The following is a 26,841-nucleotide window of genomic DNA, read 5'->3' on the forward strand; positions in this document are numbered from 1 at the left end:
TGGGGGTATGGACGAGGCACAGGTACGACTCGGCGTCAGCGGATACCTGGCCAGGATCGAGGCCGACCGCTTCGTGCCGGGCACCTATCAGCTGGTGGTCGACGGCACGCCGCAGTCGCACGTCAACCTCGATGAGCCCGAGGAGCTCTTCTTCGAGTACATCCAGCGCATCGGTCACATCATCGACGAGATCGCCGATCCCGGTCAGCCGATCACGGCGGTGCACCTCGGCGCCGGCGCGCTCACCCTCCCCCGCTACGTCGAGGCGACGAGGCCGGGCTCGCGGCAGCAGGTCGTCGAGCTCGAGCGCGAACTCATCGATCTCGTGCGCGAGCACCTCCCCTGGTCGAAGCGCGCCCAGATCCGCGTCCGCTACGGCGACGCCCGCGAGATCGTCGCGAAGCTGCCGCCGGGGCTCCGGGGCACCGTCGACCTCGTCGTCGTCGACATCTTCAGCGGCGCCAACACGCCGGCCCACGTCACGAGCACGGAGTTCTACGCCTCGGCGGTCGAGCTGCTGTCGCCGACCGGCGTCATCGTCGTGAACGTCGCCGACGGCCGCGGACTCGCCTTCGCCCGCGGACAGGCCGCGACGCTCGCCGACTCCGTGTCACACGTCGCCGCCCTCGCGGAGACGCAGATCCTCAAAGGCCGCCGCTTCGGGAACGTCGTCCTCGTCGGATCGAACACCGCGCTCCCACTCGACTTCCTGCCGAGGCTCCTCGCGGCCGGACCCCACCCCGCCAAGGCGGTGGCTGGCGCCGAGCTGCGCGCCTTCATCGCGGGGGCACAGGTCGTCACGGACACGACCGCCGTCCCCTCCCCGAACCCCGCCCAGGGCATCTTCCAGACGAAGGGCTGACCATGGCCACCACGCAGACGCCGCGACGACGGGGCCTGCGTGCGCCCGCCTCGCTCACCGCCCTGCTCGCCGCCACCGCCCTGGCGCTCGTGGCCTGCACCGACGGGGAGCCACGATCACCGGGTACGGCCTCCCTTTCACCCTCCCCCGCGCCGAGTGCGTCCGCATCGACGCCCACATCCGCGGTTCCCACCGGGCCGGTCGCCCCGACCGGTGAGGCCACCACGGTCGTCGGCGGCCTCGACGCGCCCTGGTCGATGGTCCGACTCGCCTCGGGCAGCACGCTGGTGAGCCAGCGCGACGCGGGCGACGTCCTCGAGGTCGTCAGCGGCGGCGCGGTGCGGCAGGTCGGCGTGGTCCCCGGGGTGGCCGCGGGCGGCGAGGGCGGGCTGCTCGGACTCGCCGTCCTCACGCCGACGGGAGAGGAGACCGCGGGAACCTGGCTCTACGCCTACCTGACGACGTCGTCCGACAACCGGATCGTGCGGTTCCCGCTCACGGGAGCGGCAGGGTCGTACGCGCTCGGCGGCGTCGAGGAGGTCCTCGTCGGCATCCCCCGGGCCGGGAACCACAACGGCGGACGCATCGCGTTCGGACCGGACGGCATGCTCTACGCCACCACGGGTGACGCCGGTGACCGGAGCCTGGCCCAGGACATGAGCAGCCTCGGCGGGAAGATCCTGCGGCTCACTCCCGACGGCGCGGTACCGGGCGACAACCCGTTCCCGGGGTCGCCCGTCTACTCCCTCGGCCATCGCAACCCGCAGGGCATCGCGTGGGATCGCGACGGCGGCCTGTGGGCGAGCGAATTCGGCCAGAACACCTGGGACGAGCTCAACCGGATCACCCCCGGCGGGAACTACGGCTGGCCGGTCGCCGAGGGCATCGCCGGAGCCCAGGGCATGATCGACCCGGTCGCGCAGTGGGCCACGGAGGACGCGAGCCCGAGCGGTCTCGCGATCATCGACGACACGATCTTCATGGCCTCGCTCCGCGGCGAGCGCCTGTACGGCATCACCGACGGCGTGCACGTCCCGGCGGGGAGCAGCGCGCTCGTGGGCGTGATCGACGCGGTGCCCTACCTCGTCGGTGAGTTCGGACGGATCCGCGACGTCGTGGCCGGCCCGCCGGGGACCGCCTGGATCCTCACGAACAACACCGACGGCCGCGGTTCGCCCGGGTCCCAGGACGACCGGATCGTCGAACTCCCCCTCGCCCCGCTCGCGGCCCGCTGAGGGCGACCGCCACACCGGTGGGTCATCCCGCTCCTGCGGTCCGGTGTCGGTCGCCGGGAGTACCATCCAGGCATGGCAGAACTCAGTCGGGTCACGGCGTGGGCACAGGCGCTCATCGTGCTGCACCTCGACCCGACGGTCTGGACCTTCGGCTTCGACAACGCCAAGCGACGCGCCGGCCTGTGCAACTTCACGACGAAGCGCATCACCGTCTCGCGCTATCTCGCGGCACGCTACGACGACGACGAGATCCACCAGATCCTCCTCCACGAGGTCGCGCACGCCCTCGCCGGGGCGCGCGCCGGGCACGGACCCAAGTGGCGCAAGGTCGCCGAGGAGATCGGCTACGAGGGCTCGCGTCTCCACGAGGGCCAGACGGCCGACGAACTCGCCCCGTGGGTCGGCACCTGCCCCTCGGGCCACGTCCTCTACCGGCATCGGCGCCCGAGCCGGGCCACCTCGTGTGGCAAGTGCTCGCGTTCCTGGGACGAACGTTTCCTCCTCAGCTGGGTGCACCGGGAGGTCACGCCGGCCATGCGGCGTCGGGCGGCGGCGTTCGACAGCTCCACCCAGCCCGAGCCGGGCATCGGGTCATGACCGGCGGCGCGGTTCCCGCCGACAGCTGGATCGCACTCCTGCGCGGGGTCAACGTCGGCGGCGTCACGATCCGCTCCGCGGACCTCGCCGAGGTGTTCCGATCGGCCGGGTTCACGGGAGTCCGTACCGTGCTGGCGAGCGGCAATGTCGTCTTCGACGACCCGGAGCACGAGCCCGGCGAGACGGCGCACGATGCACGCGGCGCGCTGAAACGGCGAATCGAGCGGGCGCTCGCGGAGGCCTTCGGCTACGAGGCGTGGATCGTGCTCACACATCAGCACGCACTCGCCGACGTCGTCGACGCCTACCCCTGGACGGAGGCCGACGAGGTCCAGCCGTACGTCATGTTCTCCTCCGAACAGAGCTCGCTCGACGCACTGCTCGCGTTCTCGGCGGCAGCCGGGGAGCAGCCCGACCGCGTCGCACCCGGCGACGGCGTCCTCTACTGGGAGGTCCCGAAGGGGTCGAGCACCGACACCGCCTTCGCAAAGGAGTCCTCGAAGGCCCGGTTCAAACCGCACGTCACCACGCGCAACCTGCGGACGCTGCGGAAGCTCCTCTGAACAGGCGGATCCGCGGCGTCGGCGCAAGCCCCCGCGAGGTGCCCGACGGTGGCGTACGCTGAATTGATCAGCTAGCTGCACAATTCTGGAGGCACGCGTCATGACCGGCATCGATTCACCCACCACCGCGGACCGCGTCCGGCAGATCGCCGTCGCCGTCAGCGCGGTCCTCGCGATCATCGGCTCCTACATCGGGTCGGGAGCCGCCGGGGGCACGCAGGTCCAGAACGCGGCGAACGGCGCGTTGAGCGCCTCCTCGACGCCGATCGCACCGGACGGACCCGCGTTCTCCATCTGGAGCGTCATCTACCTCGGGCTCGTCGCCTATGCGGTCTGGCAGTTCCTGCCCTCGCAGACGACCCGCGAGCGCCACCGTCGTCTCGGCTACTGGGTCGTGGCGAGCCTGTTGCTGAACGCGGCGTGGATCCTCGTGGTGCAAGCGGGCTTCCTGATCCTCAGCGTGTTCGTGATCGTCGCCCTCCTGGGTGTCCTGGCCCGCATCTTCGTGATCGTGCTCCGCACCAGGCCCGCCGGGATGGTCGACGCCATCATCACGGACGGCACGATGGGCCTCTACCTCGGGTGGGTGTGCGTCGCGACGGCGGCGAACATCACCGCGGCGCTCGTCGGATCCGGGATCGGGAGCGCGGACGGCCCGGCCGCCGGTGTCTGGGCGATCATCGTCCTCGCGGTCGCCGGGGCGGTCGGGATCCTGCTCGCGGTCGTCGGACGTGGGCGCATCGCCCCCATGCTGTCGCTCTGCTGGGGGCTGGCGTGGGTGGCCGTGGGCCGCTTCACCGGCGAACTGCTGTCGACCGAAGCGGGGGTCACGGCGCTGATCGTCGCGGTCGTGGTGGCCGTCGTCACCGTGGTCGTCCGCGTCTCACGGGGACGCGACCGCGCAGCACTCGTGGGCGCCTGACGCTCGGCTCGCTCGACGGCCGCGGCGCTACTCGCCCGTGCGGCCGTCGAGCTGTTCGCGGAGGACGTCGACGTGCCCGAGATGCCGGGCCGTCTCCTCGATCATGTGGAGCTCGATCCACCGCAGTGTGAACCGCTGGTCGTTGCCGAGGCAGACGTCGTCGAGCTGATACCGCGACGCCACCTCGCGGGACTCCGCACAGGCCGCCTCGTAGTCGGCGATGATCTCGGCCAGACTGTCGTCGGCCGTGATGCGCCATTCGCCGTCGGGGTCATCGTCGGTCCACCGTGCCGGGACGTCCGACTGCCCGTCCATGTCCTCGCGGAACCAGCTGCGCTCGACATCGGCGAGGTGTCGGATGACGCCCGAGACCGTCGTGATGCTCGGCAGCAGCCGCTTGGCCGCGAGCTCGTCGGTGAGGCCGCGTGCCTTCCAGACGATGCTCGCGCGCTGCAGATCGAGGAAACCCTCGATCGTCTCGCGCTCGCCACCGCGCTCAGGCGGCTGCGGGCGGTCGCCCCAGTCGGCCATCAGTCGACGACCTGGACCTCGTTCCCGAAGGCGACGTAGCCGGAGAAGTCCTTGCCGACGCGGTCGAACGCGGTCGGATACGGGGTCGGGTACGACCAGGCCACATCGGGCTTGACCTCGCCACCGTCGGTGACGCCCCAGTACTGGGCGTCGCCCTTCCACGGGCAGTGGTACTGGGTGTCGGTCTCGACGAAGCGCTCGCGATTGAGGCTCGACGGCGGGAAGTACCAGTTGCCCTCGATCTTGATGAGCTCCGACTCGGGGGCTTCGGCGAGGACGGTGGTTCCGAGGAGTGCGCGCATGCGCCGAGACTACGCCCGGAACAGGGCTCCGTCCAGGACCGGGACGACGCTTGACACGTCGACCTCGCGTGCCGCCTGGACGTGCTGCGTGGCACCCGCCTGCGCGAGCTGCTGGGCGGTGGCGGACGCGGACAGCAGGTGCCCGACGCCGTTGCGCAGGCCCTCGTACGCGGCGGCGGCGGCAGCGGCCTCCGGTGAGGTGAAGTCGATGCCGCGGAGCCCCAGCGCCTCGATCACGGCACCGGCCCCGAAGAGGTCCTCGACAGCGAACCGGGTCTCGGCCGTGTCGTCGAGTTCGCCGACCGCGATGACGACGATGCTCGTACGCCGACCGAGCTCGGCCTGCTTCGCGATGATCCAGTCCGCGACCGCCGACCGGTTGCGCAGGCACCCGGCGACGACCGTCGCACCCGCGTCGGCGAGCAGGGTCGCGATCTGAGCCGTCTCCCCGCGGTCGTCCAGTTCGGCGACGGCGACGGTCTCCCCACCGCTCACGCGCCGCTCGACGGAGGTCGTCGCGTGGAGCACGTCCACGACGACCGCGACGTCCGCCGCCTCGACCCGGCCGGCTCCTGCCACGCCCCAGTCGAACCTGACCTGGTACTTGGTCTGGGCGAGCGGCGGGTGGACGGGCGGCGGGGTGGCGGCTGCGGTACTCACCCGTTCATCGTATCCAGGCGCACCCACCCACCCCACGAGTGTTGCGTCCGAAGACCTCCGTGGGGGTGGTGGCCAGCGCGGTGCGCTGACGCGAGCGCGGGCCATCGGACGTGAGCGCGGGCCTCCGGAAGGGCGCGCTCACGCGCCGGACCCGCGGTGACGTCAGCGCACCGCGCTGGCGCAAGGACAGGAGGGGGTCAGCGGGAGGCGGTGGGGAAGCGACGGTCGTCGGGGTGGGGCGGACGCATCTCGTTGCGGATGAGCTCGAAGTCGTGACGACTCAGCTCGAGGAACCCACGACGGAGCTGGACACCCCAGTTCCGGGTGAAGCTCGTGAAGTCGAGGAGCGCGAGCATCGGACGGATGGGCGCCTCGACCGCGTCCGGGTACCAGTCGACACTCCGCCGCCAGGGCCGCCAATCGGCTCCGTCCGGTCGAGGCACGGCCGCCTGGTAGACGGTGTCGTCGGAGACCCGCCCGATCGCGGTGAACGCCTTGAGCGGCGCGCCGTCCGGGGTGCTGACCCTCGGCGAGTAGTACACGAAGCCGTCGGACTCGCGCATCTGGTCGAGACCGCCGCGCTGCCCGTGGTTGATCTGCACGAAGCCCTGCCGGACGCCGAGGACGACGTGATCCCGCTGGATCACGCCCAGCCAGTACCGGATCGCCATAGGCACAGTCTTCCCTACCGGCGCACCCCCTGCAGCCGCCGAGCCGCACATGCGACACTGAGGCATGCGCGTGATGCTGAAACTCGTCCTGGACTGTGATGTCGACGTCGCCTGGCGGGCACTCCGCTCCCCGGCGGTCCTGCGGGAGCTCTACAGCCCCGTCATGGGCCTCGAGGCGCTCGACGCCGACGGGTTCCCCACCATCTGGGAGCCGGGAGCGCACCGCGTGCGCGTGAAGGCCGCCGGCGCGATCCCGGTCGGCGACCAGATCATCGACCTCGAGTTCATCGAGCGCCGCGACGGCACCCGCATCCTCCACGACCAGGGCGACCCGGTCAGCGGGCCGCTCAGCAAGCTCGCCGGGTGGGACCACCAGATGGCGGTGGCCCGCGACAAGCAGGACCCGACGAAGACCCTGTACCGCGACCGACTCGTGATCACCGGCGCGATCGCCCCGCTCTACTGGTACCCGCTGTGGGCGACATGGCAGTGGCGCGGTGCGCGGATCAAGGCGCTCGCGCCGAGCTGGGCCTACGACCCGCCGCTCCCCGGCGACGAGGAGGACGACGAGGTCGGCGCCACGGTCGAGGGCGCCATCTGACGCCTCGCCGTCCGGGGGACCGGCCGGCCGCGCATCAGCGCTGAGCCGCCTCGCCCCAGTGCGTCGACTCGCCCGCGGGTGCGATCGTCCGCGGGACGCCGGTGGCCGACGACCGCAGCACCTCGGGCAGGAACCGGTCCGGCATGTTCTGGAACGCGACCGGTCGCAGGAAACGGGTGATCGCGGCCGTCCCCACCGAGGTGCTCGAGTCGTTCGTCGTCGCCGGCCACGGTCCGCCGTGCTGCATGGCGGGCGTGACCGCGACGCCGGTGGGCCAACCGCCGAACAGCACCCGTCCGGCGTGCGCCGACAGCTGCTGGACGAGTTCCACGAGGTCGTCGCTCGTCTCGTCGGCACCGGCGTGCAGGGTGGCCGTCAGGTTGCCCTCGCAGAACTCCGACACGAGCGGTGCGAGCGCCGTACCGGCCGGGACCTCGACGATGATCGACAACGGACCGAAGGCCTCGTCGAGCAGGGCGTCCCGACCGGCCCGCAGCGCGTCGAGTGGGACCGCGACGATCGTGGGGGTCGCCCAGCCCTCGCCGTCCTCGTCGACCCGGAGCGAACCCTCGGCGATGACCCGCACGCCGTCGGTTCCGAGGATCGTGTCGCGCCTCGCCTGGTACCCGGCCGTGATGCGGTCGTTCAGGAGTCGGTGCTCGGGGACCGCGGCAGCAGCCTCACGGATCGACTCGTCGAGCCCCGCGCCGTCCGGCAGGTAGACGAAACCAGGTTTCGTACAGAGCTGACCGGCCGACCCCGCGACGCTCGTGACGAACCCCGTCGCGATGGTCGCCGCGGACTCGTCGAGGGCCGTCTGCGTCACGAACACGGGGTTGACGCTGCCGAGCTCGCCGAAGAACGGGATCGGGACGGGGCGTGCCGCCGCGAGGTCGGCGAGGATCCGACCCGCCCGGAGGGAGCCCGTGAAGGAGCCGGCCCGGACGCGCTCGTCCTGCAGCGCGACGACGCCGGCCTCCTGGCCGATGATCGTCTGGAAGACGCCGTCAGGAGCCCCGGACGCCCGGAGCGCGGCCTCGAGGACGGCCGCCGTCGCGAGCGAGAGCCGCGGGTGCCCGTCGTGCACCTTGAGGATCACCGGGCATCCGGCCGCGAGGATCGACGCGGTGTCACCACCGGCGACGGAGAAGGCGAAGGGGAAGTTGCTCGCAGCGAAGTTCACGACCGGGCCGAGCGGCACGAGGACGCGGCGGAGTTCCGGGCGCGCGCCGAGCGCGAAGTCCGGGTCGGCCTCGTCGATCCGGACGTCGAGGTAGGAGCCGTCGACGATCGTCTCCACGAAGAGCCGCAGCTGCACGGCGGTGCGGAGGAGCTCGCCGCGGAGCCGGGCCTCGGCGAGCCCCGTCTCGACCATGCCGACCGGGACGAGCTCGTCCGCGTGGGCCTGCAGGGCGTCGGCGACGGCGACGAGCGCACGCGCACGGGCGTCCGCCGGCGTCGCGGCCCACGCGGGTGCAGCCGCGGCGGCTCCCCGGAGGACCTCCTCGAGCTGCTCGGGGGTGGTCTCCGCGATGGGGGCGTCGGGGGCTGGCGTGGTCGTCATGTGATCCTCCGGGATCGTGGTGTGGTTCAGAACTGGAAGCCGGTCGGGAACGGATCGGCGGGGTCGAGGAGGTAGGAGCCGATACCGGTGACCCAGGCCCGACCGGAGATGGTCGGGATGACGGCCGGCCGGCCGGCCACCGACGTCTCGGCGATCAGCCGGCCGGTGAACCGGCTGCCGATGAAGGACTCGTTGACGAAGTCCTGATCGAGTGGCAGCTCACCGCGGGCCCAGAGCTCGGCCATGCGGGCCGAGGTTCCGGTGCCGCAGGGCGAGCGGTCGAACCACCCCGGGAAGATGGCCATCGCATGCCGGGACAGCACGGCGTCGGATCCCGGCGCGATGAACTCGACGTGGTGGCAGTGGTCGAGGCCGGCGATCTCGGGGTGCACGGGCGGCGCCTGCTCGTTGATCGCCGCCATGATCCGCAGGCCCGTGTCGAGGATGTCCTGCTGACGGTCGCGGTCGAAGGGCAGGCCCACGTCGTCGAGGTCGACCATCGCGTAGAAGTTGCCGCCGAACGCGAGGCTGTACGGCACGGTGCCGAGGCCCGGCACCTCGATCGTGGCGTCGAGGCGGTCGACATAGCTCGGGACGTTCTCGATCGTCACGCGGTCGGCGTGCCCGTCGCTGACGTCGACCCGCGCGATCACGAGTCCGGCGGGGGTGTCGAGCCGGATCGTCGTGACCGGCTCGACCACCTCCACCATGCCGGTCTCCACGAGGACCGACGCGACCCCGATGGTGCCGTGCCCGCACATCGGCAGGCAGCCGGACACCTCGATGTACACGACGCCCCAGTCGCAGTCCGCACGCGTGGACGGCTGCAGGATCGCCCCGCTCATCGCCGCGTGACCGCGTGGCTCGTTCATGAGGAAGAGCCGCAGGTCGTCGAGATGCTCCATGAAGTGGAGGCGCTTCTCGTTCATGGTCGCGCCGGGGATCACGCCGACCCCGCCGGTGACGACGCGGGTCGACATGCCCTCGGTGTGCGAATCGACCGCACTGATCATGCGGGAGGACTTCATGGTGTGCCTCTCAGGACTGGTGGTCGTGGTCGGGGTGTCGCGTCGGCCACCAGGCTCAGCGTGCCGCGAGGTAGTCGAGCGCGCGACGCGTCTGCGTCGTGACCTGCTCCGTCTGGAGCGCGTTCAGCGGACCGCGCGGCGGACGCGTCGGACCACCGTAGCTCTCGCCGGCGATGTCGATCGAGAGCTTGATGGCCTGGACGAACTCCGTCTTCGAGTCCCACCCGAAGACGGGCACGAGCTCGCGGTAGAGGGTGCGGGCCTCGTCGACGCGACCGGAGGTGACGAGCGTGTACAGCTCGACGGCCTCGCGGGGGAAGGCGTTCGGGTAGCCGGCGAACCAGCCGACCGCACCGGCGACGAGGGACTCGAAGAGGAGGTCGTCCGCTCCCGCGATGACGTCGAGGTCGGTCTTGTCCTGGATCTCGAGCACCCGACGGATGTCGGCCGAGAACTCCTTCACGGCGACGACGTGCTCGAGCTTGGCGAGTTCGACGAGCAGGTCGGGCGTGAGGTCGACCTTGGTGTCGATGGGGTTGTTGTAGGCCATGATCGGCAGGCCGACCTCGTCCACGCGGCTGTAGTGCTCGATGACCTCGTCGTCGTTCGCCCGGTAGATGGTGGGCGGCAGGAGCAGGACGCCGTCCGCGCCGTCCTCCTTCGCGTACTCGGCCCACTGCTGGGCCTGGTGCCAGCCGACGCCGTGCACCCCGGCGACGACGAGGCCGCGGTCGCCGACGGTGTCGACCGCGACCTGGATGACCTTGCGCCGCTCGGCGTCCGTCAGTGACGAGTACTCACCGAGCGAGCCGTTCGGGCCGACGCCGCGGCAACCGTTCTCGATGAGCCAGTTGCAGTGCTCGGCGAAGCGGTCGTAGTCGACGGCGAGGCCTGCGGGCGCCGAGGCGTCCTCCTTGAACGCGAGGGTGGTCGCGACGATGACGCCGCCGAGGTCGAACTGCTTGGCCATGGGTGGTTCCTTTCCGAGGGAGTGGTGCGGAGACCGGTCGGTCATCCTGGGTGTTCGGCCGTCGGGGTCGACGGCGGTTCGTGAGGAGGGTGTCCCGGTGCCTGCGCGGCGAGTTCGCCGATGCGCAGCGGGGAGGCGATGGGCCGGCGGTCGCTCGAGACGCCGTCGATGAGGCCGCTGCCGCCGGTTTCGGCTCCGACGCGGTGGAGGAGCTCCTCGACGGTGCGACCGCATATGCGTCCCTGGCAGATCCCGAGTCCGGCGCGCGTGCTGAGTTTGAGGGAGCGCAGGCCGGTCGCGCAGGTGGCGGTCGCCGTCGTGCGCAACGAGCCGTAGTCGACCTCCTCGCAGCGGCAGATGGTGGTGTCGTCGTCGAGCCAGTCGCTCCAGCCGGCGCGGATGCCGTGGGCGCGTTCGAGCCGGTCGGCGAAGGCGAGGAACGTGTCGCGTCGGCTCACGGCGGCACGGATGCCGGAGGCGCCGGGGAGTCCGCCTGCGGCAGCGTGTCCCGCGATCGCGCCCTCGGCGAGCGCGGCGTCGACACCACCGATACCGGTGATCTCCCCCGCCGCGAAGACGGCCGGGACGCTCGTGCGCTGCTCGTCGTCGACCTGGACGAACCGGGCTTCGGTGAGCGCGCAGCCGACCGCGACGGGCAGCTCGAGCCGTGGGGTGAACCCGTGGCTGACGCAGACGGCGTCCGCTTCGACCGTGCGCTCGGTCCCGGGGATCGGCGACCAGTCGGCGTCGACGGCGGCGATGGTCACGCGCTCGACCCGGTCCGTGCCGTGCGCGGCGACCACCGCGTGGCCGACGCGGTACGGGATCCGGTGACGGAGGTGGCCGCCGACGTAGCCGAGCAGCTCACCGGCCTTCCCGGTCACGCCGAGCAGCTGCCAGGGCTTGGGGAGCCAGCCCCTGGCGAGTCCGCCGACGGTCGTGGCCTCGTAGACCCCGAGGACGCGTGATCCGGTCGCGGTCAAGGACGCGGCCACCGGCAACAGGAACGGTCCGGCACCGGCCACGACCACCCGCTGACCGACGGCGACCCGCTCGCCCTTCGCGAGGGCCTGGGCGGCACCGGCCGAGAACACGCCGGGGAGGTCCCAGCCGGGGAAGGGCAGCGTGCGGTCGTGCGCGCCGGTCGCGAGGACGAGCGCGTCCGGCCGGAGGGTGAGCGCCGTGCGGTCGGTGCCGTCCGGCGGTCCGACCAGGACGTGCAGACGCAGGCCGGTCGCCCCGGAGATGTCGTCGGAGCCGTGGTCGGCGGCGGCGCGGTCGACGTCGATCGCCCACACCTGCGCCTCGGTGATCACCGTGCAGCCGTCGTCGGCGTCGAGCGCCGCGCGCATCGCGACGAAGCGCTCGAACCCGTGATGCAGCGAGGCCTCGGCCGCGGACGGCCGGCTGGCCGGCAGGTGCCGCCAGTACTGACCGCCGAGCTCGTCCGAGGCGTCGAGCAGGGTGACGGACGCACCGAGGGCCCGGGCGGCGAGCGCGGCCTGGAGGCCGGCGGGACCTGCACCGACGACGACGACCTCCCGCTGCCGGGCGCTCATGTCCGGTCCCCGAACGGGTCGTTCACCGTCGTGGGTTCCGGGAGGGCGTCGTGCTGCGACTCGATGCGGTCGCCGTCCGCGGCGCGACGCTGGCAGGCACGGACGTCCCGCTGGCCGTTCACCGTGACGATGCAGTCGAAGCAGACCCCGATGCCGCAGAAGACGCCGCGCGGCTTCCCGGCCCCGCTGGTGCGGCGCCAGGCGAGGACGCCGGAACCCAACAGGACACCGGCGATCGTCTGGCCGCGGAGTCCGTCGACGGGCGTCCCGTCGAGGTCGATGCGCAGCGCGTCCTCCGTGCCGGGCAGGATCCGATCGCTCGTCGCGGGCAGTCGTCTCGAGACCATCAGGCCACCTCGGCCGGGCGGTCGACGTGCAGGTGCGGGGCGAGCCCCGGGCGGTCGAGTCGGAACGGGGCGTCGTCGAGGTCGGCCGATCCGCCGAGCAGGCGGGCGGCGATGAGCTCGGCCGTCGCGAGGGCCAGTCCGATGCCGGCGCCCTCGTGGCCCGTCGCGTGCCACAGGCCGTCCAGGCGGTGGTCGGGGCCGATGACCGGGAGGTGGTCGGGCATGTACGGCCGGAAGCCACCGTAGCTGCGCATGACCGAGGCGTCGCGGAGGAACGGGAAGAGGCGCAGCGACTTCGCCGCGACCTCGCGGAGCACGTCGACGTCGAGGCGCGCGTCGAACCCGATCTGCTGCCGGCTCGATCCGATGAGGACGGTGCCCGCAGCCGTCGACTCGACGACGCTCGAGGTCTGGAGCGAGGCGTCGCTCGACTGCGTGGCCCCGAAGTAGTCGCCGTCGTAGACCTTGTGGTGCACGCGGTGCGGCATGCGGGTGGTGACGAGCACCATGCCGCGACGGGGACGGACCGGGACGGGTGCCCCGAGCACCTCGCCGAGCTCGGCCGACCACGGTCCGGCGCAGACGAGGACCGCATCGCCCGAGACGTCGCCCACGGAGGTCCGGACACCCGTGAGGCGACCGGTCGCGCTCCGGACGCCGCCCGTCACGGTGACGCCGGTGCGCACGATCGCGCCCGCCCGCCGGGCCGAGGCGAGCAGGGCCTCCGTGGCGATGACGGGCTGGACCTGTGCGTCCTCGGGATAGTGGACGGCCGCCGTGGAGGAGCGGGTGATCGACGGCTCCGCCGCGAGCAGCTCGTCCTCGGTGAGGGGCCGGGCGTCGACACCGGCCGCGCGCTGGGCGGCGGCGAAGTCGAGCAGCGGCTGCGCGCCGGCCTCGGTGGTGGCGACCACGATGCCGCCCTTGCGCTCGAACTCGATGCTCGGGAAGGTCGGTCCGAGTTCGGCACTGAGTTCGGCGGTGACCACGGGCCAGAGGCGTGAAGCGTACCGGGCGAGGTCGAGTTCGGGGCCGGGCCCCTTGTCGGAGACGAGCAGGTTCCCCTCCCCCGAGCCGCTCGTACCGCCGGCGGCCGCCGAACGGTCCAATACGACGACCTCGGCGCCGCGGCGGGCGAGGATCCGCGCGCAGGCCGCACCGACGATGCCGGCGCCGACGATGACGATGCGGGTCATGGCGGTCCTTTCGGTCGGTGCAAGGAAGGGCTTTCAGTAATGTGTCACACATTCACTGAACAGGCAAGCGTGCGCGATCGCGGATCCTGGTCGAGGTCCGCGCACGCACGCCAGGGGCTACTCGGCGTCGGATTCCGGCTTGCCGGCCCACCAGCCGGTGGTGTGCCCGATGTGTCGGTGCATGAGCTCGCGAGCGGCGGCCCCGTCACCCCGCTCGAGGGCGTCGAGGAGCTCGTGGTGCTCCACGGCCGAGCGGTCGAGCTGCTGCGAATCGAGCATGGCGGCCAACCCCACGAGGCGGGTACGTCCGCGGAGGTCCGCGACGAGCTCGACGAGCAGCGGGTTGCCGAGTTTCGCGGTGAGCGCGAGGTGGAACGCCTGGTCGGCTTCGAGGTACCGGGTCAGGTCGCCGTCGCGGGCACCGGCCACGATGTCGTCAGCCTGCTGCCGGAGCTCGGGCAGCGACCCGTGGTCGAAGACCTCCGCCAGGTCCGCCATCGCGGGCGGCTCGAGGAGCTGGCGGATCTGCGCCGTGTTGCGGAGCGAGGCCTCGCTGACGACCGTGACACGGAACCCCTTGTTCCGGACCGCCTCCACGAAGTCGCGCTTCTCGAGATCGAGCATCGCTTCACGGACGGGCGTCGCCGAGACGTTGAACTGCACCGCCAGCGTCGGTACCGAGATCATCGTCCCCGGCGCGAGCTCGCCCGAGATGATCGCCGCGGACACCGCCCGCTCCACCTGCGCCCGCAGGCTCAGCCGTTCCTCGGCCGGTCGGATCGCCGACATGCTCATCGCGACTCCCATCCTTCGTCTCCCACCACGGTCCGCTCAGGTTACTGGGCGCGCATCCACGCTTCGATGCCCGACGCGTCGATGGGCAGCGCATCTGACAACACCTCGGCGCCGTCGGCCGTCACGAGGAGGTCGTCCTCAAGCCGGACGCCGATGCCGCGCAGTTCCGGTGGAACCGTCTCGTCGAAGGCGTGGAAGTACAGCCCCGGCTCGACCGTGAGGACCATGCCTTGGGCCATCGAGCCACCCTGGTAGGCCTCGTAGGAGGACTTCGCGCAGTCGTGCACGTCGAGGCCGAGGTGGTGACCGATGCCGCACACGAGGTACCGCCGGTGCTGTTGCCCGACCGGGCTCAGAGCCTCGTCGACGGACACCGGCAGGAGGTCCCAGTCGTGGAGTCCCTGCGCGATGACCTCCATGGCCGCGTGGTGGAAGTCGGTGAAGTCGCGGCCCGGGCGGACGGCGGCCATCCCGGCGCGGTGGGACGCCTCGACGAGGTCGTGGACGCGACGCTGCTCCGGACTGAAGGTGCCCGAGACGGGGAAGGTGCGGGTGACGTCCGCCGTGTAGAACGCACGCGTCTCCACGCCCATGTCGAGCAGGATCGCGTCCTCGGGGCGGACCGGGCCGTCGCAGCGCACCCAGTGGAGCGTGGGTGCGTGCGCACCGCTGCCGACGATGGTCGAGTAGCCGGGGCCGTTCCCCGTGGTGCGGGCGTGCCGGTCGAAAGTCCCCTGGAGCCAACGCTCACCGCTGCCGGCGAGGGCCGTCGGCAGCTCCCGGATCACGGCGGAGAACCCGCCGACGGTCGCATCGACCGCCCGCCGCAGCTCCGCGATCTCCCAGTCGTCCTTGATCATGCGCAGTTCCGAGAGCACGCGGCCGAGTTCCGGCGCGACCGTCAGGGGCTCGAGCGCACGATGCCGCGAGGTCAGGGTCCCCGCGAGGAGTGGTCGTTCGACGCCTCGGAGCGCGTCGGGCAGCGCGGCGAGCACCTCGACCCGGAGGTCGAGGACCGCGGACCAGTCGGCCGGCCCCGGCGCCGAACCGACCCAGAGTTCGCCGTGGTTGGCGTCGGCGAAGAATCCGGTCTCGCCCGGGTGTGCCGGTGCCGGGATGTACAACGTCGCGTCGTGACCGGTGCCGCTCGGACGCAGCACGATGACCGCGTCCTCGGCGGAGCAGCCGGTGAGCCAGAAGAAGTCGCTGTCGGGGCGGAAGTCGTAGTTCGAGTCGTTGGCCCGGACGGGCGCGCGACCGGCGGCGACGACGAGCGTCCGCCCGACGAACGCCTCGCTCAACCGACGACGGTGCTCGGCTGCGGCTGCGGCGATCCCGGGCTCGACCGGCGGCGTGCGGTCGGGGGTGCCCCAGCCGGTGCTGAGGAACTCGCGGAACGCCGGCACCTCGGCCAGACGGGGCAGCTTCGGGTCCGGGTTCGCCGGGCGCGGCATGGACGTGGCGGGTGCCTCCGTGGTCGCCGGCGCGAGGCCCGCCGTCTGCTCGGGTGTCTGCTGCTGTGTGTCGGTCATGCCTGCTCCTCATCCGCGCGACGGCCGCCGCGCTCGTCCACCATCGAGAACAGGCGGCGCACCACGGCGGCGTCCTGGATCCCGTCGTGCTCGTACTCGTTCGTGACCCAGGCGGTCGCCCCGCCGACCGCGTCGACCGTCTCCAACTGCAGCTGCGCGTCCACGTACATGTCGTCGTGGTACACGGCCGCGGCGAGCGGCACCGTGCTCGCTTCCAGGACAGCGGGGTCGTACAGCGGGTCCCAGTCGGTCTTGGCCGCCAGTCGCTCCACCGCGCCCTGGAAGGGCCGGAGCGAGCGGATCTCCTCGAACATCCAGGGGTAGACCATCTCCCCCGTGAACAGCAGCGGCCTGGCCGTCTCGGCGAACGCCGGCCGTGCATCGCGCTCGGCCTGCGCCGCCCACGCGGTCGCCCCCGAGCCGGCGGCACCGTAGATGCTCTCCTGCAGGGCGATGAAGAGGGGGTTGTCGACGTAGGACGTCCTCCCCCAGACCTGCGCCAGGAAGGTGTCGCTCAAGCGGTCGCCGCTGTCGAACGCCTCGTCGAGCAGCCAGTGGAGACGCTCGTAACCGGGCTTCATCCCGAAGTCGATCCCAAGGTTCTGGAAGCGCCGCACGGTGAGTCGGTCGCCGTCCGGCAGGAGCACCTCATCGGCGGCGAGTCGGTCGGCGATCCGCGCGACGGTGTCGACGTCCTGGGGGTACCGCTCGGCGAAGGCCCGGTTCTTGCGCTCCGTGCGCGGATAGGTGCGGCGGTAGACCTCAGCCGCCGACGGGTGGATGCCTGCCAGACCGCCCGTGACGTAACAGGCGGCCAGTCCCTCCGGGGCTCGCGAGAGGTAGGTGAGGGTGAGGAACCCGCCGTAGCTCTGACCGAGCGTCGACCAGCGACGGCCACCGAAGACGGTGCGGCGCAGGTACTCGGCGTCGTCGACGATCGAGTCGGCCCGGAAGCGTTCCAGGTACTCGGCCTGTGCGGCAGCGTCACCGACGGCCGCGATGGACCGGCCGTCGATCCTGGTGCTCCGGCCGGTGCCGCGCTGGTCGAGCAGCACGAGCCGGAAGGTGCGGAGGGCCTCGGCGACCCAGCCGTCCCTGGACACCGGACGCGGGCCTTTGCCGCCCGGTCCGCCCTGGAGGAACACGAGGACCGGGAGCTGCTCGTCGCGACGCAGAGGGTCGACGAGTTCGCGGGCGAACAGGCTGATCGTGCGGCCGTCGTCGGGGCGCCGCCAGTCGAGCGGGACGTCGACCGTGTGGTCGGTCACATGGATCCCCGGCAGTAGGTAGGTGGTGGTGCGGTGGGTCATGCCTCTGTCCTTCCGGCGGTCGATCCGTGCGTCCGCTCCTGTTCGAGCATGGTGGCACGCGCGGCCTCCCAGCTCGGGTCGATCGTGGGCACGGCGGCGAGCAGGGTCTTCGTGTACTCGTCCTGCGGGTGGTCGAAGATCGCCTCGCGGTCACCCTGCTCGACCACCTTGCCCCGGTGCATGACGGCGACGTCGTGGGCGATCTGCCGCACGACGGCGAGGTCGTGCGCGATGAACAGGTAGCTCAGGCCGCGCTCGGCCTGCAGGTCGCGCAACAGGTCGATGATGCGTGCCTGCACCGACACGTCGAGCGCCGACACCGCCTCGTCGCAGATGACGAGCTTCGGGGAGACGGCGAGCGCCCGGGCGATCCCGATGCGCTGGGCCTGGCCGCCGGAGAACTGCCGCGGGTAGCGCTGGAGGTGGTCGGGGTTCAGGCCGACGCGGTCGAGGAGGTCGCGCACGAGGGCGCGCTTGCCCTGCTTCGGGGTGATGCCCTGGTAGTCGAGCGGCGCCGACACGATGCGCTCGACGGTGTGCCGGGGGTTCAGGGAGGAGAACGGGTCCTGGAAGACGACCTGCACCTTCGTCCGGAACGCGGCGAGCGCCGGGCCACGCGCGGTGGTGACGTCCTCGCCGTCGAAGGTGATCGTGCCGGCGGTCGGTTCGATGAGCTTCGCGATCATCCGCGCGGTCGTCGACTTGCCGCTGCCCGACTCCCCGACGATGCCGAGCGTCTCCCCGGCGCGGACGGCGAACCCGACGTCGTCGACGGCGCGGAACCGGGTGGTGCGTGCGCGGAACGCCCCGTCACCCTTGGTCGTGAAGTCCTTCGTGAGCCCGGTGGCCTGCAGGAGCACTGGTGCGTCGTTCATGCCCGTCCCTCTCCGGTGGTGGCGGGTGCCGTCGGCCGCTCGGAGAACGGGTCGTCGATCCGCGGCAGGGCGTCGAGCAGTGAACGGGTGTACGGCGCCTGCGGGCGGGAGAAGATCTGCTCGGCGGTGCCCATCTCGACGGGGTCGCCGCCACGCATGACGAGCACGTCGTCGGCGACCTGACTGACCACGGCGAGGTCGTGGGTGATGAAGATCATGCCGGTGCCGGTCTCGCGTTGCAGTTCGGAGAGGAGGTCGAGGATCTGCGCCTGGACGGTGACGTCGAGTGCTGTCGTCGGTTCGTCCGCGATGAGCAGGTCGGGTTCCAGGCAGAGCGCCATGGCGATCATGATGCGCTGCCGCATGCCGCCCGAGAACTGGTGCGGGTAGTGGTCGACGCGCCGGGAGGCGTCCGCGATGCGGACCCGTTCGAGGGCTTCGATCGTGACGGCCCTGGCGGCCTTCCGGGAACCGCCGCGATGGGCGCGGTACGCCTCCTCGATCTGCAGTCCGACGGTGTAGTACGGGTTGAGCGAGGAGAGCGGATCCTGGAAGACCATCGCGATCCGGTCGCCGCGCACGCGGCGCATCTCACGGTCGCTGCGCCCGACGAGCTCGTGTCCGCTCAGTCGGACGCTGCCGGTCGTGCGCCCGCCGTTCGGGAGCAGTCCCATGATCGCGAGCGAGGTCATGGACTTGCCGGAGCCGGACTCGCCCACGATGCCGAGGGTCTGGCCGTGCTGGACCGTGAACGACGCCTTCCGCACCACGTCGACGTCACCGGAGGTGGTCGGGAAGGTGACCGTGAGGTCGTCGACCTCGAGCAGCGCCGCCCCGGGGACGGGCAGGGAGATGGTCCTGGTGACGGTGGGGCTCATGCGCTCTTCACTCTCACTCTCGGGTCGAGGAACGTGTACGCGACGTCGACCACGACGTTGCCGATGACCACGAAGAACGCGGCCAGGAGGGTGACGCCCATGATGACCGGCTGGTCGTTCTTCGCGATCGAGTCGGCGGCGAGCTTGCCGACGCCGTTCAGTCCGAACACCGTCTCGGTGATGAGGGCGCCACCGAGGAGGCCCGCGAAGTCCATGCCGAAGAGCGTGACGACGGGGGTGAGCGCCGGGCGCAGCGCGTGGCGGCGCAGGATGAGCGGCGCGGGCAGGCCCTTCGCCCGGGCGGTCCGCATGAAGTTCTCACCGAGGGTGTCGATGACGTTCGACCGGACGAGCCTCGCGTACATCGACGCGTAGCCGAGGGCGAGCACGATCCACGGCATGAGGTAGTTCTGGAACCAGCGCACCGGGTCCTCGGCGAACGGTACGGCCTGCGGGAACGGCAGGATCTGCAGTTGCACCACGAGGACGTACTGCAGGAGGAGCGCGAGGAAGTAATTCGGCAGGCTGATGCCGGCGAGCGCGACCATCATCGCCCCACGGTCCCAGCCGGTCCCCTGCTTGACGGCGCTGAGCAGGCCACCGCTGACGCCGACGAGCAGCCAGAGGACCGCCGCACCGATCGCGACCGTCGCGGTCACGGGGAAGCGCGCGGTGATCATGTCCATGACGGATTCGTTCGTCTGGAAGCTGAAGCCGAGGCACGGCGCCGCGCAGGAGACCGCCGAGGCACCCTCCCCGTAGCTCCGGCCCATGACGATCCCCCGGATGAACTCGAGGTACTGCTGCCAGAACGGCTGGTCGAGCCCGAGCTGCGCCCGGATCTGGTCGATGCGGTCGGGGGTGCAGGTCTTGCCGCAGATCTGCACCGCCGGGTCGGGCGACAGCAGGAAGAAGATGGCGTAGGTGAAGAGGCTGATGAGCAGCAGGATGCCGATCGCCGACGCGATGCGGCGCAGGAGGTAGAGGGTCATGAGGCGGCGTCTCCCGAGTCGAGGGCCTTGCGCAGGCGGTCGCCGAGCACGGTGAAGGACAGCACCGTGAGGAACAGGAAGGTGCCGGGGATCAGGAAGTACATCGGGTCGACCGCGTACCAGCCGACCGCGGTCGCGATCATCTGGCCCCAGCTCGGCGTGGGCGGGGTGACGCCGACGCCGAGGAAGGAGAGGCCAGCCTCCGTGCCGATGTAACCGGGAACGGCGAGGGTGGCCAGGACGATGATGGTGCCGCGCAGGTTCGGCAGGATCTCGCGGAAGACGATGCGGATGCCCCCGGCGCCCGACGCACGCGCCGATTCGACGAACTCGCTCGTCCGCAGCGACATCGCCTGACCGCGCACCACCCGGGCGGTGTACGGCCAGCCGAAGAGGCTCAGCACCACGACGAGCAGGACCGGTCGGTTGCCGGCGGGCAGGGCCGACAGGAGCGCGATCATGAAGATGAGCGACGGGAACGCCATGAGGAAGTCCATGACGCGGGAGACGACCTGGTCGACCCACCCGCCGTAGAAGCCGGCGAGCATGCCGAGCACCACGCCGAGCACGGTGGTGACGATGGTCGCCGAGACGGCGATCGACAGCGACACCTGCGCACCGAAGGCGATGCGCGCGAAGATGTCGCGTCCGTTCCCGGGTTCGACCCCGAACCAGTGCTCGGCGGAGATCCCGCCGAGGTTGCCGATCGGCACGCCGCCGAGGTCGGAGTCCACCGCCGACTTGTCGAAGGTGTACGGACCCCAGCCGCTGATCGCGGTGATCAGTGGGGCGAGGATCGCGAGCAGCACGACGAGCACGATGAACGCGACGCTGAGCAGCACCGGTGGGCTGGAACGGAGGGTGGCGATCACCCGCCGCGCGGGGGTGGGCGCACCGACCGGCGCACCCACCTCCTCGGCGACGGTGGTCAGCTCACTGGGAACGGACGACGACATCTGCGGCTACCGGCTTTCCGACTACTCGCCGGCCGAGGACAGGCCGACGGACACGTAGTCGATGCCACCGGAGTACCCGGCGTGCGAGTACGCACCCGCGACGTTGGCTCCGACGACCATGACCGTCTTCTCGAACAGCAGCGGCACCGTCGGTACGAGCTTCTGGATCTGCTCGTCGAGCGCACCCCAGGCGGCGTTGGCCTCGTCGGTGTCGGTCATCGCGCGGATCTCGGCGATGCGCTCGTTGACGGCGGGGTCGTTCAGCTGCGCGAGGTTCGAGTTGCCCTTCGGGAAGATCTGCGAACCGTCGAAGAGCGGCGGCAGGAAGGTCGAGCCTGAGGCCCAGTCCGGGCACCAGCCGGTGATGGCGGCGTCGTTCTGCTGCGACGTCGTGCCGATGACCTCGTAGTAGGTCGAGGTGTCGATGAGGTTGAAGTTTACCGTGATGCCGGCCTTCGCGAGCGCCTGCTGCACCGCCTCGGCCTGCGCCTGCATCTTGGGCTGGCTGCGGATGTCGAGCGTGAAGGAGAAGCCGTCGGGCAGGCCCGCCTCGGCGAGGAGTTCCTTGGCCTTCTCCGGGTCGCCGGCGTTGTCCTTGCTTGGGTAGAGGTCGAACTCGGTGTGACCGGCGACGGTGGGCGGCAGCATGGTGGTCGCGATGTCCGCGAGCTGCGACCCGCCCGAGGCGTCCTTCACCGACTCGCGGTCGATGGCGTACGCGATGGCCTGGCGGACCAGCGGGTTGTCCATGTTCGGCTTGGTCGTGTTCAGACCCATGTACGTGGTGCAGCCCTGGAGACCGGCGATGGTGCGTGCCTTGAGGGCCGGCGTCTGGATGCGGGAGATGGAGGCCGCCTGGACGGACCCGGCGATCGCGTTCGCGTCGTCACCCTGGCCGGCGATCATGCGCTCGTCGATGGTCGAGGCGTCGAGACCGAAGGTGAAGTCGAAGCCGTCCGGGTAGGCCTTGCGGACGTCGTCCGTCTTCGGGTCCCACGAGTCGTTGCGGACGAGCTTCAGCTGCGAACCGCGCTCGTAGCTGTCGACCTTGTAGGGGCCGGAGGCGATCGGCATCTTGTCGAGGCTCGTCGTCGTCACCCGCTCGGTGTCGGCGGGGAAGGGTGTGAAGCTGTTCTGCCCGACGACGCTCGCGAAGTCGGCGAACGGCTCCTTGAGCGTGAAGACGATGGTCTGGTCGTCCGGCGTCTGGATGGACGGCAGGTCACCCGTGATGTACGGGCCCTCATACGAGTCCGTGCCGGCGATCGTGAGGCGGGCGTAGGGCGATCCGACGGCGATGGCCGGGTCGAAGGAGCGCTCGACGCCGAACTTCACGTCCTTGCTCGTGATCGGCGTGCCGTCCTCGAACTTCAGGTCGTCCTTGAGCGTGAACGTCCACTGGAGGCCGTCGTCGCTCACCGTGCCGAGGTCGGTCGCGAGGTCGGGGACCATCTCGGTGCCCTTGGCGCCCTCGCCCGTGGACTGCGTCGTCAACGTGCGGTAGATCAGACGGTAGAAGTTGTTCACGCCGCCGTCGAAGCCCTGGACCGGGTCGAGGTGCGAGAAGTCCGCGTTCAAGAGGACGTCGACGGTGCCGCCCTTCACCGGGGTGCTGGACGGTCCGTCACCTCCCGAGCCCGAACCCGCGGAGGTACACCCCGCGAGGAGGAGGACGGCCGCCGCCGCGAGGGCGGGGATGGAGAATCGTTGCTTCATGACGCTCTGCTTTCGTGTCGATCGGGCGGGTCGCCCGCGGGTGGAGAGGGTGGAGCGGGGTCGGGGACGGGAGGAGGTCAGCGGGCGCGGAACCAGACGCGCATGGCGCCCGGTTCGCGGTTGCCCCAGAGGGCGTAGGGGATGAGGGTCGCGGTGGTCTGCGTCGCCGCGGCTGTCGTCGCGACACCGACGAGCGGTGCCGCGGCGGGCTCGGCCTCGGGCGCACCGGAGAGGACCGGGTAGAGCACGGCCGGAGCGGGAGCGTCGACGGCCGCCGGGACGAGCAGTGCGACGGCGTCGATCCCCTCCCGGGCCAGGATCCGACGGTGCTCGACGACCGCGAGATCCGCGTCGGCTCCGGAGAACCGCAGGAGGTCGAGGTCCGCCGTCGTGTCCTGCTGCTCGGCGCAGGAGACGATCGGTCCGCGGGCGAAGGCGATCGAGCCGCGGAGGGCGTCGACGGAGGGGTGCGCGCCGTGCGCCCGGACGGGCATCGGGAGGTCGAGCTCCAGGGTGTCGCCCGCACGCCACCAGCGCCGGACCCGGATCCATCCGTCGACGGGTTCGAGCGGCGCGGCCGATCCACCCACGCGGATGGAGCCGCCCACGACCCACGCGGGGATGCGGATCGCGAGCTCGACCTCGTCGTCGGCGGCGGTGTCCACCGTCACGGTGACCACTCCGTCCCACGGATACGCGGTGTCGACGGTGACGGAGAGCCGCTCGGTCGTGATCGACGCCGCGGTGAGGTGCGCGACTTCGACACCGGCGGGAGTCGACGTCGCGAGGTGGTCCTGCAGCTCCGCGGTCCAGCGCACGATGTTCGGCGGGCAGCACGGGCACCCGAACCAGCTCCGCCTGAGGAGTTCGCCGTCCGCTTCCGCCCCCGACCGCTGCAGGTGGTCGGGGCGACGCTGCAGCGGGTTGTCGTAGAAGAAGGCCGTGCCGTCCGCGGAGAGGCCGGCGGCGTAGGCGTTGTAGAGGACGGTCTCGACGGTGTCGAGGACGGCCGCCGACCCGGTCGCGAGGTACAGGCGCCAGCCCCACTGCATCACGGCGATCGCGGCGCACGTCTCGCTGTAGGAGCGTTCGGACGGCAGCTCGTAGCGGTCGCCGATCGCCTCGTCGGAGTGTCGGCTCCCGAGGCCGCCCGTGAGGTAGAGCTTCGTCTCCACCATGTCGTCCCAGAGCCGCTGCAGCGACGCGAGCAGATCCTGGTCGCCGCGTTCGAGGGCGACGTCGGTCGCCCCGGCGGCCAGGTACGCCATGCGGACGGCGTGTCCGGTCACGGAGTCGAGGTCGCGCAGCGGGGCCGAGTCCTGGAAGTACTCGGCGGGGAAGACCCGGAGCTCGACCGTGCCGTGGCCGCGGCGGTCGACGAACGCGGTCGCGAGCTCGAGGTAGGACCGCACGCCGGTCTCACGGAAGAGCTCCACCAGGGCCATCTCGACCTCGGGGTGCCCGCACACCTGCGGGTCGCCGTCCGGTCCGAACCGATCGACGGCGAGGTCGGCGAAGGCCCGGGCGACGTTCAGCAGACGGTCGTCGCCGAGACGGCGCTTCGCGGCGATCGCCGCCTGGATGAGGTGCCCGAGGTTGTACAACTCGTGGCCCCAGGCGAGGTCCTCCCAGGGTTCCTTCTCGATCTCCGGAGCCTGGAAATAGGAGTTGAGGTACCCGTCCTCCCGCTGCGCGGCTTCGATGACACCGACGGCCTCCTCGTAGAAGTCGCGGACATCGCCGGGTGCCGCGCCGACGACCTCGTCCTCGGCGAGCAGGTAGGCGAGGCCTTCCAGGGTCTTGAAGACGTCCGTGTCGAGGAACGGGTAGCGCCCGCGGAAGCGTGACGTGCCGTCGCCGGGGTCGGCGATCCGGGCCAGGTTGTCGAGGTTGCCGGCGAGGCGGAGCTGCTCGATCGAGTGCGGGACGGTGGCGCCCCGGTTCCGACGCTGCCACGCACCGAGTTCGCCGTCGCCCAGCGCGACCTGTCCGGCACCCAGCGGGATGCGGACTCCGGCGATCGGTGCGACGGCGGCGTAACGGCCTCCCGCGTGCACCGCGGTGCTCGCTGCTCGGGCGTCTTCGTCGAAGCTCATGGGCGACAGGCCTTTCTGTACCGTGTGACACAGTACACGGATCCGGGTTTGTGGTGGGTGACACATTACTCACCCGCTCCAGCGGACTGTCAAGCGCCGACGACCGATTCCAGGAGATGGAAACACAGCCGTAACGCGCCACTCCCAGCAGACTCCTCGCCGGATGCGCTACGCTGGAGGAACTTGCGTGCGATCGCGCCATCCGGTGCGGTACTCGCTTGCGTCGTAGAACGCTCCCTCTCTCCCCTGCACGGCACCCAGCGGTGCATGCCAGGGTCGATGACACTTCATACGGCGAACGGATGCGCGACCTGCGCCTTCGCCACCTCCCACCAGCGACGACGCCGACGGAAGCACGCCGTACCATCCACGTGAGTCATCACGTGCGTGGTCGTCCCGGCAGTGCCCGCTACCGCACACGAGTGCGCCGGCAGCCGTCATCGAAGCTCGTGGCCGTGCCTGAAAGAGACACACACCCATGACCGAAGCAACCATCACCTTCGACGCCCTCGGCGTCCCGGCACCACTCGTCGCCTCCCTCGCGAAGGACGGCAAGACGAGCGCGTTCCCCATCCAGATCGACACGCTCCCCGACACCCTCGGCGGACGCGACGTCCTCGGCCGCGGCAAGACCGGCTCCGGCAAGACCCTCGCCTTCAGCATCCCGATGGTCGCCCGTCTCGGCGGCGCCCTCGCCGGCGGCAAGCGCCGTCCGGGTCGCCCGCTCGGACTCGTCCTCGCCCCGACCCGCGAGCTCGCCACCCAGATCGCCGCGGTCATGCAGCCGCTGGCCGACGCCTACTCGCTGAAGACCACCACGATCTTCGGCGGCGTCTCGCAGAAGCGTCAGGAAGAGGCGCTCCGCGCCGGCGTCGACATCGTCATCGCCTGCCCCGGCCGCCTCGAGGACCTCATGAAGCAGGGCTTCGTGAACCTCGACGCCGTGGAGATCACCGTCCTCGACGAGGCCGACCACATGGCCGACCTCGGCTTCCTGCCGGTCGTCACGCGCATCCTCGACAAGACGCCTCGCGGCGGGCAGCGTCTGCTGTTCTCCGCGACGCTCGACAACGGCGTGGACAAGCTCGTCCGCAAGTTCCTGCAGAACGAGGTGCTCCACTCCGTCGACGAGGCGAACTCGCCCGTCGCCGCGATGACCCACCACGTCTTCACGACCCCCTCGGTCGAGTCGAAGAAGGACCTCATCCAGGCCCTCGCCTCGGGTAGCGGCCGTCGCATCCTCTTCATGCGCACGAAGCACCACGCCAAGAAGCTCGCGAAGCAGCTCACCGACTCCGGCATCCCCGCGGTCGACCTGCACGGCAACCTCTCGCAGGTGGCCCGCGATCGCAACCTCGCGGCCTTCAGCGCCGGCACCGCCAAGGTCCTCGTCGCCACCGACGTCGCCGCACGCGGTGTGCACGTCGACGACGTCGAGCTCGTCATCCACGTCGACCCGCCGACCGAGCACAAGGCGTACCTGCACCGCTCGGGCCGAACGGCTCGCGCGGGCAGCGCCGGTGACGTCGTGACCCTCGCGATCCCCGGCCAGATGGACGACCTCAAGAAGCTCCTCCGCAAGGCCGAGATCACCGTCACCCCGCAGGCGGTCACCGCGACCTCCCCGGCGGTCCTCGAGCTCATCGGCGACGTCGCCCCCTACGTGAAGCCGGCGCCGCGCGCGGCCGTGCAGCAGCAGGGTGGCGGCGGCGGTCGCTCGCAGGGTGCCAACGCGCAGCGCAAGCGTGCAGCCCGCGACGGCAACGGCCTCGGCAACGGTCACCGCGACCGCGACGGCGCCCGTGCCGGTGCGAGCCGCGACAGCGCTCCTCGCGAGGGAGGCCAGGGCGGCGGCGGTCGTCGTGGCGGTCGTCCCGCCGGCGGCAACGGTGGTCAGGGAGGACAGCGCTCCGGCGCCGGTCGCTCGGGCGGTGCCCGTGCGGGTGCCGCCACCGGTGGCAGCCGCACGCACTACAGCACCGGCTACGCCGCGAACTCAGGCGCTCCCGCCGAGTCCTCGCGTCCCCGGACCAACCGTCGCGCGTCCAGCGGCAACTAGTAGCGAACCGCTCGAACGAAGCGC

26 protein-coding genes are annotated in these 26,841 nt (G+C 71.1%); 7 read left to right on the forward strand and 19 right to left on the reverse strand.

Annotation, left to right across the window (positions count from 1 at the left end; genetic code table 11):
• Positions 1–7 precede the first annotated feature (7 nt).
• The 5 genes from AC4PMY_RS04455 to AC4PMY_RS04475 all read left to right on the forward strand — a co-directional run bounded on the left by AC4PMY_RS04455 (position 8) and on the right by AC4PMY_RS04475 (position 4,179).
• Positions 8–862 (forward strand): spermidine synthase, encoded by an 855-nt coding sequence (locus AC4PMY_RS04455; protein WP_491622087.1) that lies wholly within the window; start codon positions 8–10, stop codon positions 860–862.
• A gap of 2 nt (positions 863–864) precedes the next feature.
• Positions 865–2,097, forward strand: a complete 1,233-nt coding sequence (locus AC4PMY_RS04460) for a PQQ-dependent sugar dehydrogenase (RefSeq protein WP_491622088.1) — start codon at positions 865–867, stop codon at positions 2,095–2,097.
• Between the two features lie 72 nt (positions 2,098–2,169).
• Positions 2,170–2,694: a SprT-like domain-containing protein gene (locus tag AC4PMY_RS04465; protein WP_491622089.1), complete on the forward strand. Its 525-nt coding sequence runs from the start codon at positions 2,170–2,172 to the stop codon at positions 2,692–2,694.
• The gene (locus AC4PMY_RS04470; protein WP_491622090.1) at positions 2,691–3,257 is read left to right on the forward strand and encodes a DUF1697 domain-containing protein; all 567 of its coding nucleotides are present in this window, start codon (positions 2,691–2,693) and stop codon (positions 3,255–3,257) included. The genes AC4PMY_RS04465 and AC4PMY_RS04470 overlap by 4 nt, the downstream gene beginning before the upstream one ends.
• Positions 3,258–3,357: 100 nt before the next feature.
• Positions 3,358–4,179, forward strand: a complete 822-nt coding sequence (locus AC4PMY_RS04475) for a TspO/MBR family protein (RefSeq protein WP_491622091.1) — start codon at positions 3,358–3,360, stop codon at positions 4,177–4,179.
• 27 nt (positions 4,180–4,206) lie between these two features.
• Here AC4PMY_RS04475 and AC4PMY_RS04480 read toward each other — a convergent pair whose 3' ends face one another.
• The 4 genes from AC4PMY_RS04480 to AC4PMY_RS04495 form a co-directional block, all read right to left on the reverse strand.
• On the reverse strand, positions 4,207–4,710 hold the full coding sequence (locus AC4PMY_RS04480; RefSeq protein WP_071259581.1) for a DinB family protein: 504 nt from the start codon (positions 4,708–4,710) through the stop codon (positions 4,207–4,209).
• Positions 4,710–5,012 (reverse strand): DUF427 domain-containing protein, encoded by a 303-nt coding sequence (locus tag AC4PMY_RS04485; protein ID WP_064296381.1) that lies wholly within the window; start codon positions 5,010–5,012, stop codon positions 4,710–4,712. The genes AC4PMY_RS04480 and AC4PMY_RS04485 overlap by 1 nt, the downstream gene beginning before the upstream one ends.
• 9 nt (positions 5,013–5,021) lie before the next feature.
• Positions 5,022–5,672, reverse strand: a complete 651-nt coding sequence (locus AC4PMY_RS04490; protein WP_064296380.1) for a 2-phosphosulfolactate phosphatase — start codon at positions 5,670–5,672, stop codon at positions 5,022–5,024.
• Positions 5,673–5,869: 197 nt separating this feature from the next.
• Positions 5,870–6,343: an EVE domain-containing protein gene (locus AC4PMY_RS04495; protein ID WP_121289600.1), complete on the reverse strand. Its 474-nt coding sequence runs from the start codon at positions 6,341–6,343 to the stop codon at positions 5,870–5,872.
• Between the two features lie 73 nt (positions 6,344–6,416).
• Here AC4PMY_RS04495 and AC4PMY_RS04500 point away from each other — a divergent pair, with 73 nt between their 5' ends.
• A complete protein-coding gene (locus AC4PMY_RS04500) occupies positions 6,417–6,944 on the forward strand; it encodes a hypothetical protein (protein WP_231884282.1) in 528 nt (175 codons plus the stop codon).
• A 34-nt stretch (positions 6,945–6,978) separates the two neighbouring features.
• On the opposite strand, the gene AC4PMY_RS04505 is transcribed toward AC4PMY_RS04500, so the two are convergent.
• The 15 genes from AC4PMY_RS04505 to AC4PMY_RS04575 form a co-directional block, all read right to left on the reverse strand.
• Complete coding sequence (locus tag AC4PMY_RS04505) at positions 6,979–8,508, reverse strand: aldehyde dehydrogenase (NADP(+)) (RefSeq protein WP_491622092.1); 1,530 nt, start codon at positions 8,506–8,508, stop codon at positions 6,979–6,981.
• Between the two features lie 26 nt (positions 8,509–8,534).
• Positions 8,535–9,536 carry a proline racemase family protein gene (locus AC4PMY_RS04510; protein WP_491622093.1) on the reverse strand — a complete coding sequence of 334 codons (1,002 nt, stop codon included), beginning with the start codon at positions 9,534–9,536 and terminating at the stop codon, positions 8,535–8,537.
• Between the two features lie 55 nt (positions 9,537–9,591).
• Positions 9,592–10,506 (reverse strand): dihydrodipicolinate synthase family protein, encoded by a 915-nt coding sequence (locus tag AC4PMY_RS04515; protein ID WP_064294275.1) that lies wholly within the window; start codon positions 10,504–10,506, stop codon positions 9,592–9,594.
• Positions 10,507–10,547: 41 nt separating this feature from the next.
• Positions 10,548–12,065, reverse strand: a complete 1,518-nt coding sequence (locus AC4PMY_RS04520) for an FAD-dependent oxidoreductase (protein WP_491622094.1) — start codon at positions 12,063–12,065, stop codon at positions 10,548–10,550.
• On the reverse strand, positions 12,062–12,412 hold the full coding sequence (locus AC4PMY_RS04525) for a (2Fe-2S)-binding protein (RefSeq protein ID WP_491622095.1): 351 nt from the start codon (positions 12,410–12,412) through the stop codon (positions 12,062–12,064). The genes AC4PMY_RS04520 and AC4PMY_RS04525 overlap by 4 nt, the downstream gene beginning before the upstream one ends.
• Positions 12,412–13,608, reverse strand: a complete 1,197-nt coding sequence (locus AC4PMY_RS04530; RefSeq protein WP_491622096.1) for an NAD(P)/FAD-dependent oxidoreductase — start codon at positions 13,606–13,608, stop codon at positions 12,412–12,414. The genes AC4PMY_RS04525 and AC4PMY_RS04530 overlap by 1 nt, the downstream gene beginning before the upstream one ends.
• A gap of 117 nt (positions 13,609–13,725) precedes the next feature.
• Complete coding sequence (locus tag AC4PMY_RS04535; RefSeq protein ID WP_071259600.1) at positions 13,726–14,403, reverse strand: GntR family transcriptional regulator; 678 nt, start codon at positions 14,401–14,403, stop codon at positions 13,726–13,728.
• 41 nt (positions 14,404–14,444) lie between these two features.
• Positions 14,445–15,935, reverse strand: a complete 1,491-nt coding sequence (locus AC4PMY_RS04540; protein ID WP_491622097.1) for an aminopeptidase P family protein — start codon at positions 15,933–15,935, stop codon at positions 14,445–14,447.
• Positions 15,932–17,245 (reverse strand): alpha/beta fold hydrolase, encoded by a 1,314-nt coding sequence (locus tag AC4PMY_RS04545; protein WP_064294280.1) that lies wholly within the window; start codon positions 17,243–17,245, stop codon positions 15,932–15,934. Before AC4PMY_RS04545 ends, AC4PMY_RS04540 begins: the two co-directional genes overlap by 4 nt.
• Positions 17,242–18,120 (reverse strand): ABC transporter ATP-binding protein, encoded by an 879-nt coding sequence (locus AC4PMY_RS04550; protein WP_491622098.1) that lies wholly within the window; start codon positions 18,118–18,120, stop codon positions 17,242–17,244. The genes AC4PMY_RS04545 and AC4PMY_RS04550 overlap by 4 nt, the downstream gene beginning before the upstream one ends.
• Positions 18,117–18,998: an ABC transporter ATP-binding protein gene (locus AC4PMY_RS04555; protein ID WP_064294282.1), complete on the reverse strand. Its 882-nt coding sequence runs from the start codon at positions 18,996–18,998 to the stop codon at positions 18,117–18,119. Before AC4PMY_RS04555 ends, AC4PMY_RS04550 begins: the two co-directional genes overlap by 4 nt.
• On the reverse strand, positions 18,995–19,990 hold the full coding sequence (locus AC4PMY_RS04560; RefSeq protein WP_064294283.1) for an ABC transporter permease: 996 nt from the start codon (positions 19,988–19,990) through the stop codon (positions 18,995–18,997). Before AC4PMY_RS04560 ends, AC4PMY_RS04555 begins: the two co-directional genes overlap by 4 nt.
• Complete coding sequence (locus AC4PMY_RS04565; RefSeq protein ID WP_064294392.1) at positions 19,987–20,922, reverse strand: ABC transporter permease; 936 nt, start codon at positions 20,920–20,922, stop codon at positions 19,987–19,989. The genes AC4PMY_RS04560 and AC4PMY_RS04565 overlap by 4 nt, the downstream gene beginning before the upstream one ends.
• A 45-nt stretch (positions 20,923–20,967) precedes the next feature.
• Positions 20,968–22,662, reverse strand: coding sequence for an ABC transporter substrate-binding protein (locus AC4PMY_RS04570; RefSeq protein ID WP_491622099.1), 1,695 nt, complete (start codon positions 22,660–22,662; stop codon positions 20,968–20,970).
• Positions 22,663–22,739: 77 nt separating this feature from the next.
• Positions 22,740–24,758, reverse strand: a complete 2,019-nt coding sequence (locus AC4PMY_RS04575; RefSeq protein WP_491622100.1) for a glycoside hydrolase family 127 protein — start codon at positions 24,756–24,758, stop codon at positions 22,740–22,742.
• Between the two features lie 478 nt (positions 24,759–25,236).
• On the opposite strand from AC4PMY_RS04575, the gene AC4PMY_RS04580 reads away from it, so the two are divergent.
• Positions 25,237–26,817 (forward strand): DEAD/DEAH box helicase, encoded by a 1,581-nt coding sequence (locus tag AC4PMY_RS04580; protein ID WP_491622101.1) that lies wholly within the window; start codon positions 25,237–25,239, stop codon positions 26,815–26,817.
• The last annotated feature ends 24 nt before the right edge of the window (positions 26,818–26,841 follow it).

It is taken from the genome of Plantibacter sp. MDV22-iso1, from assembly GCF_058408345.1.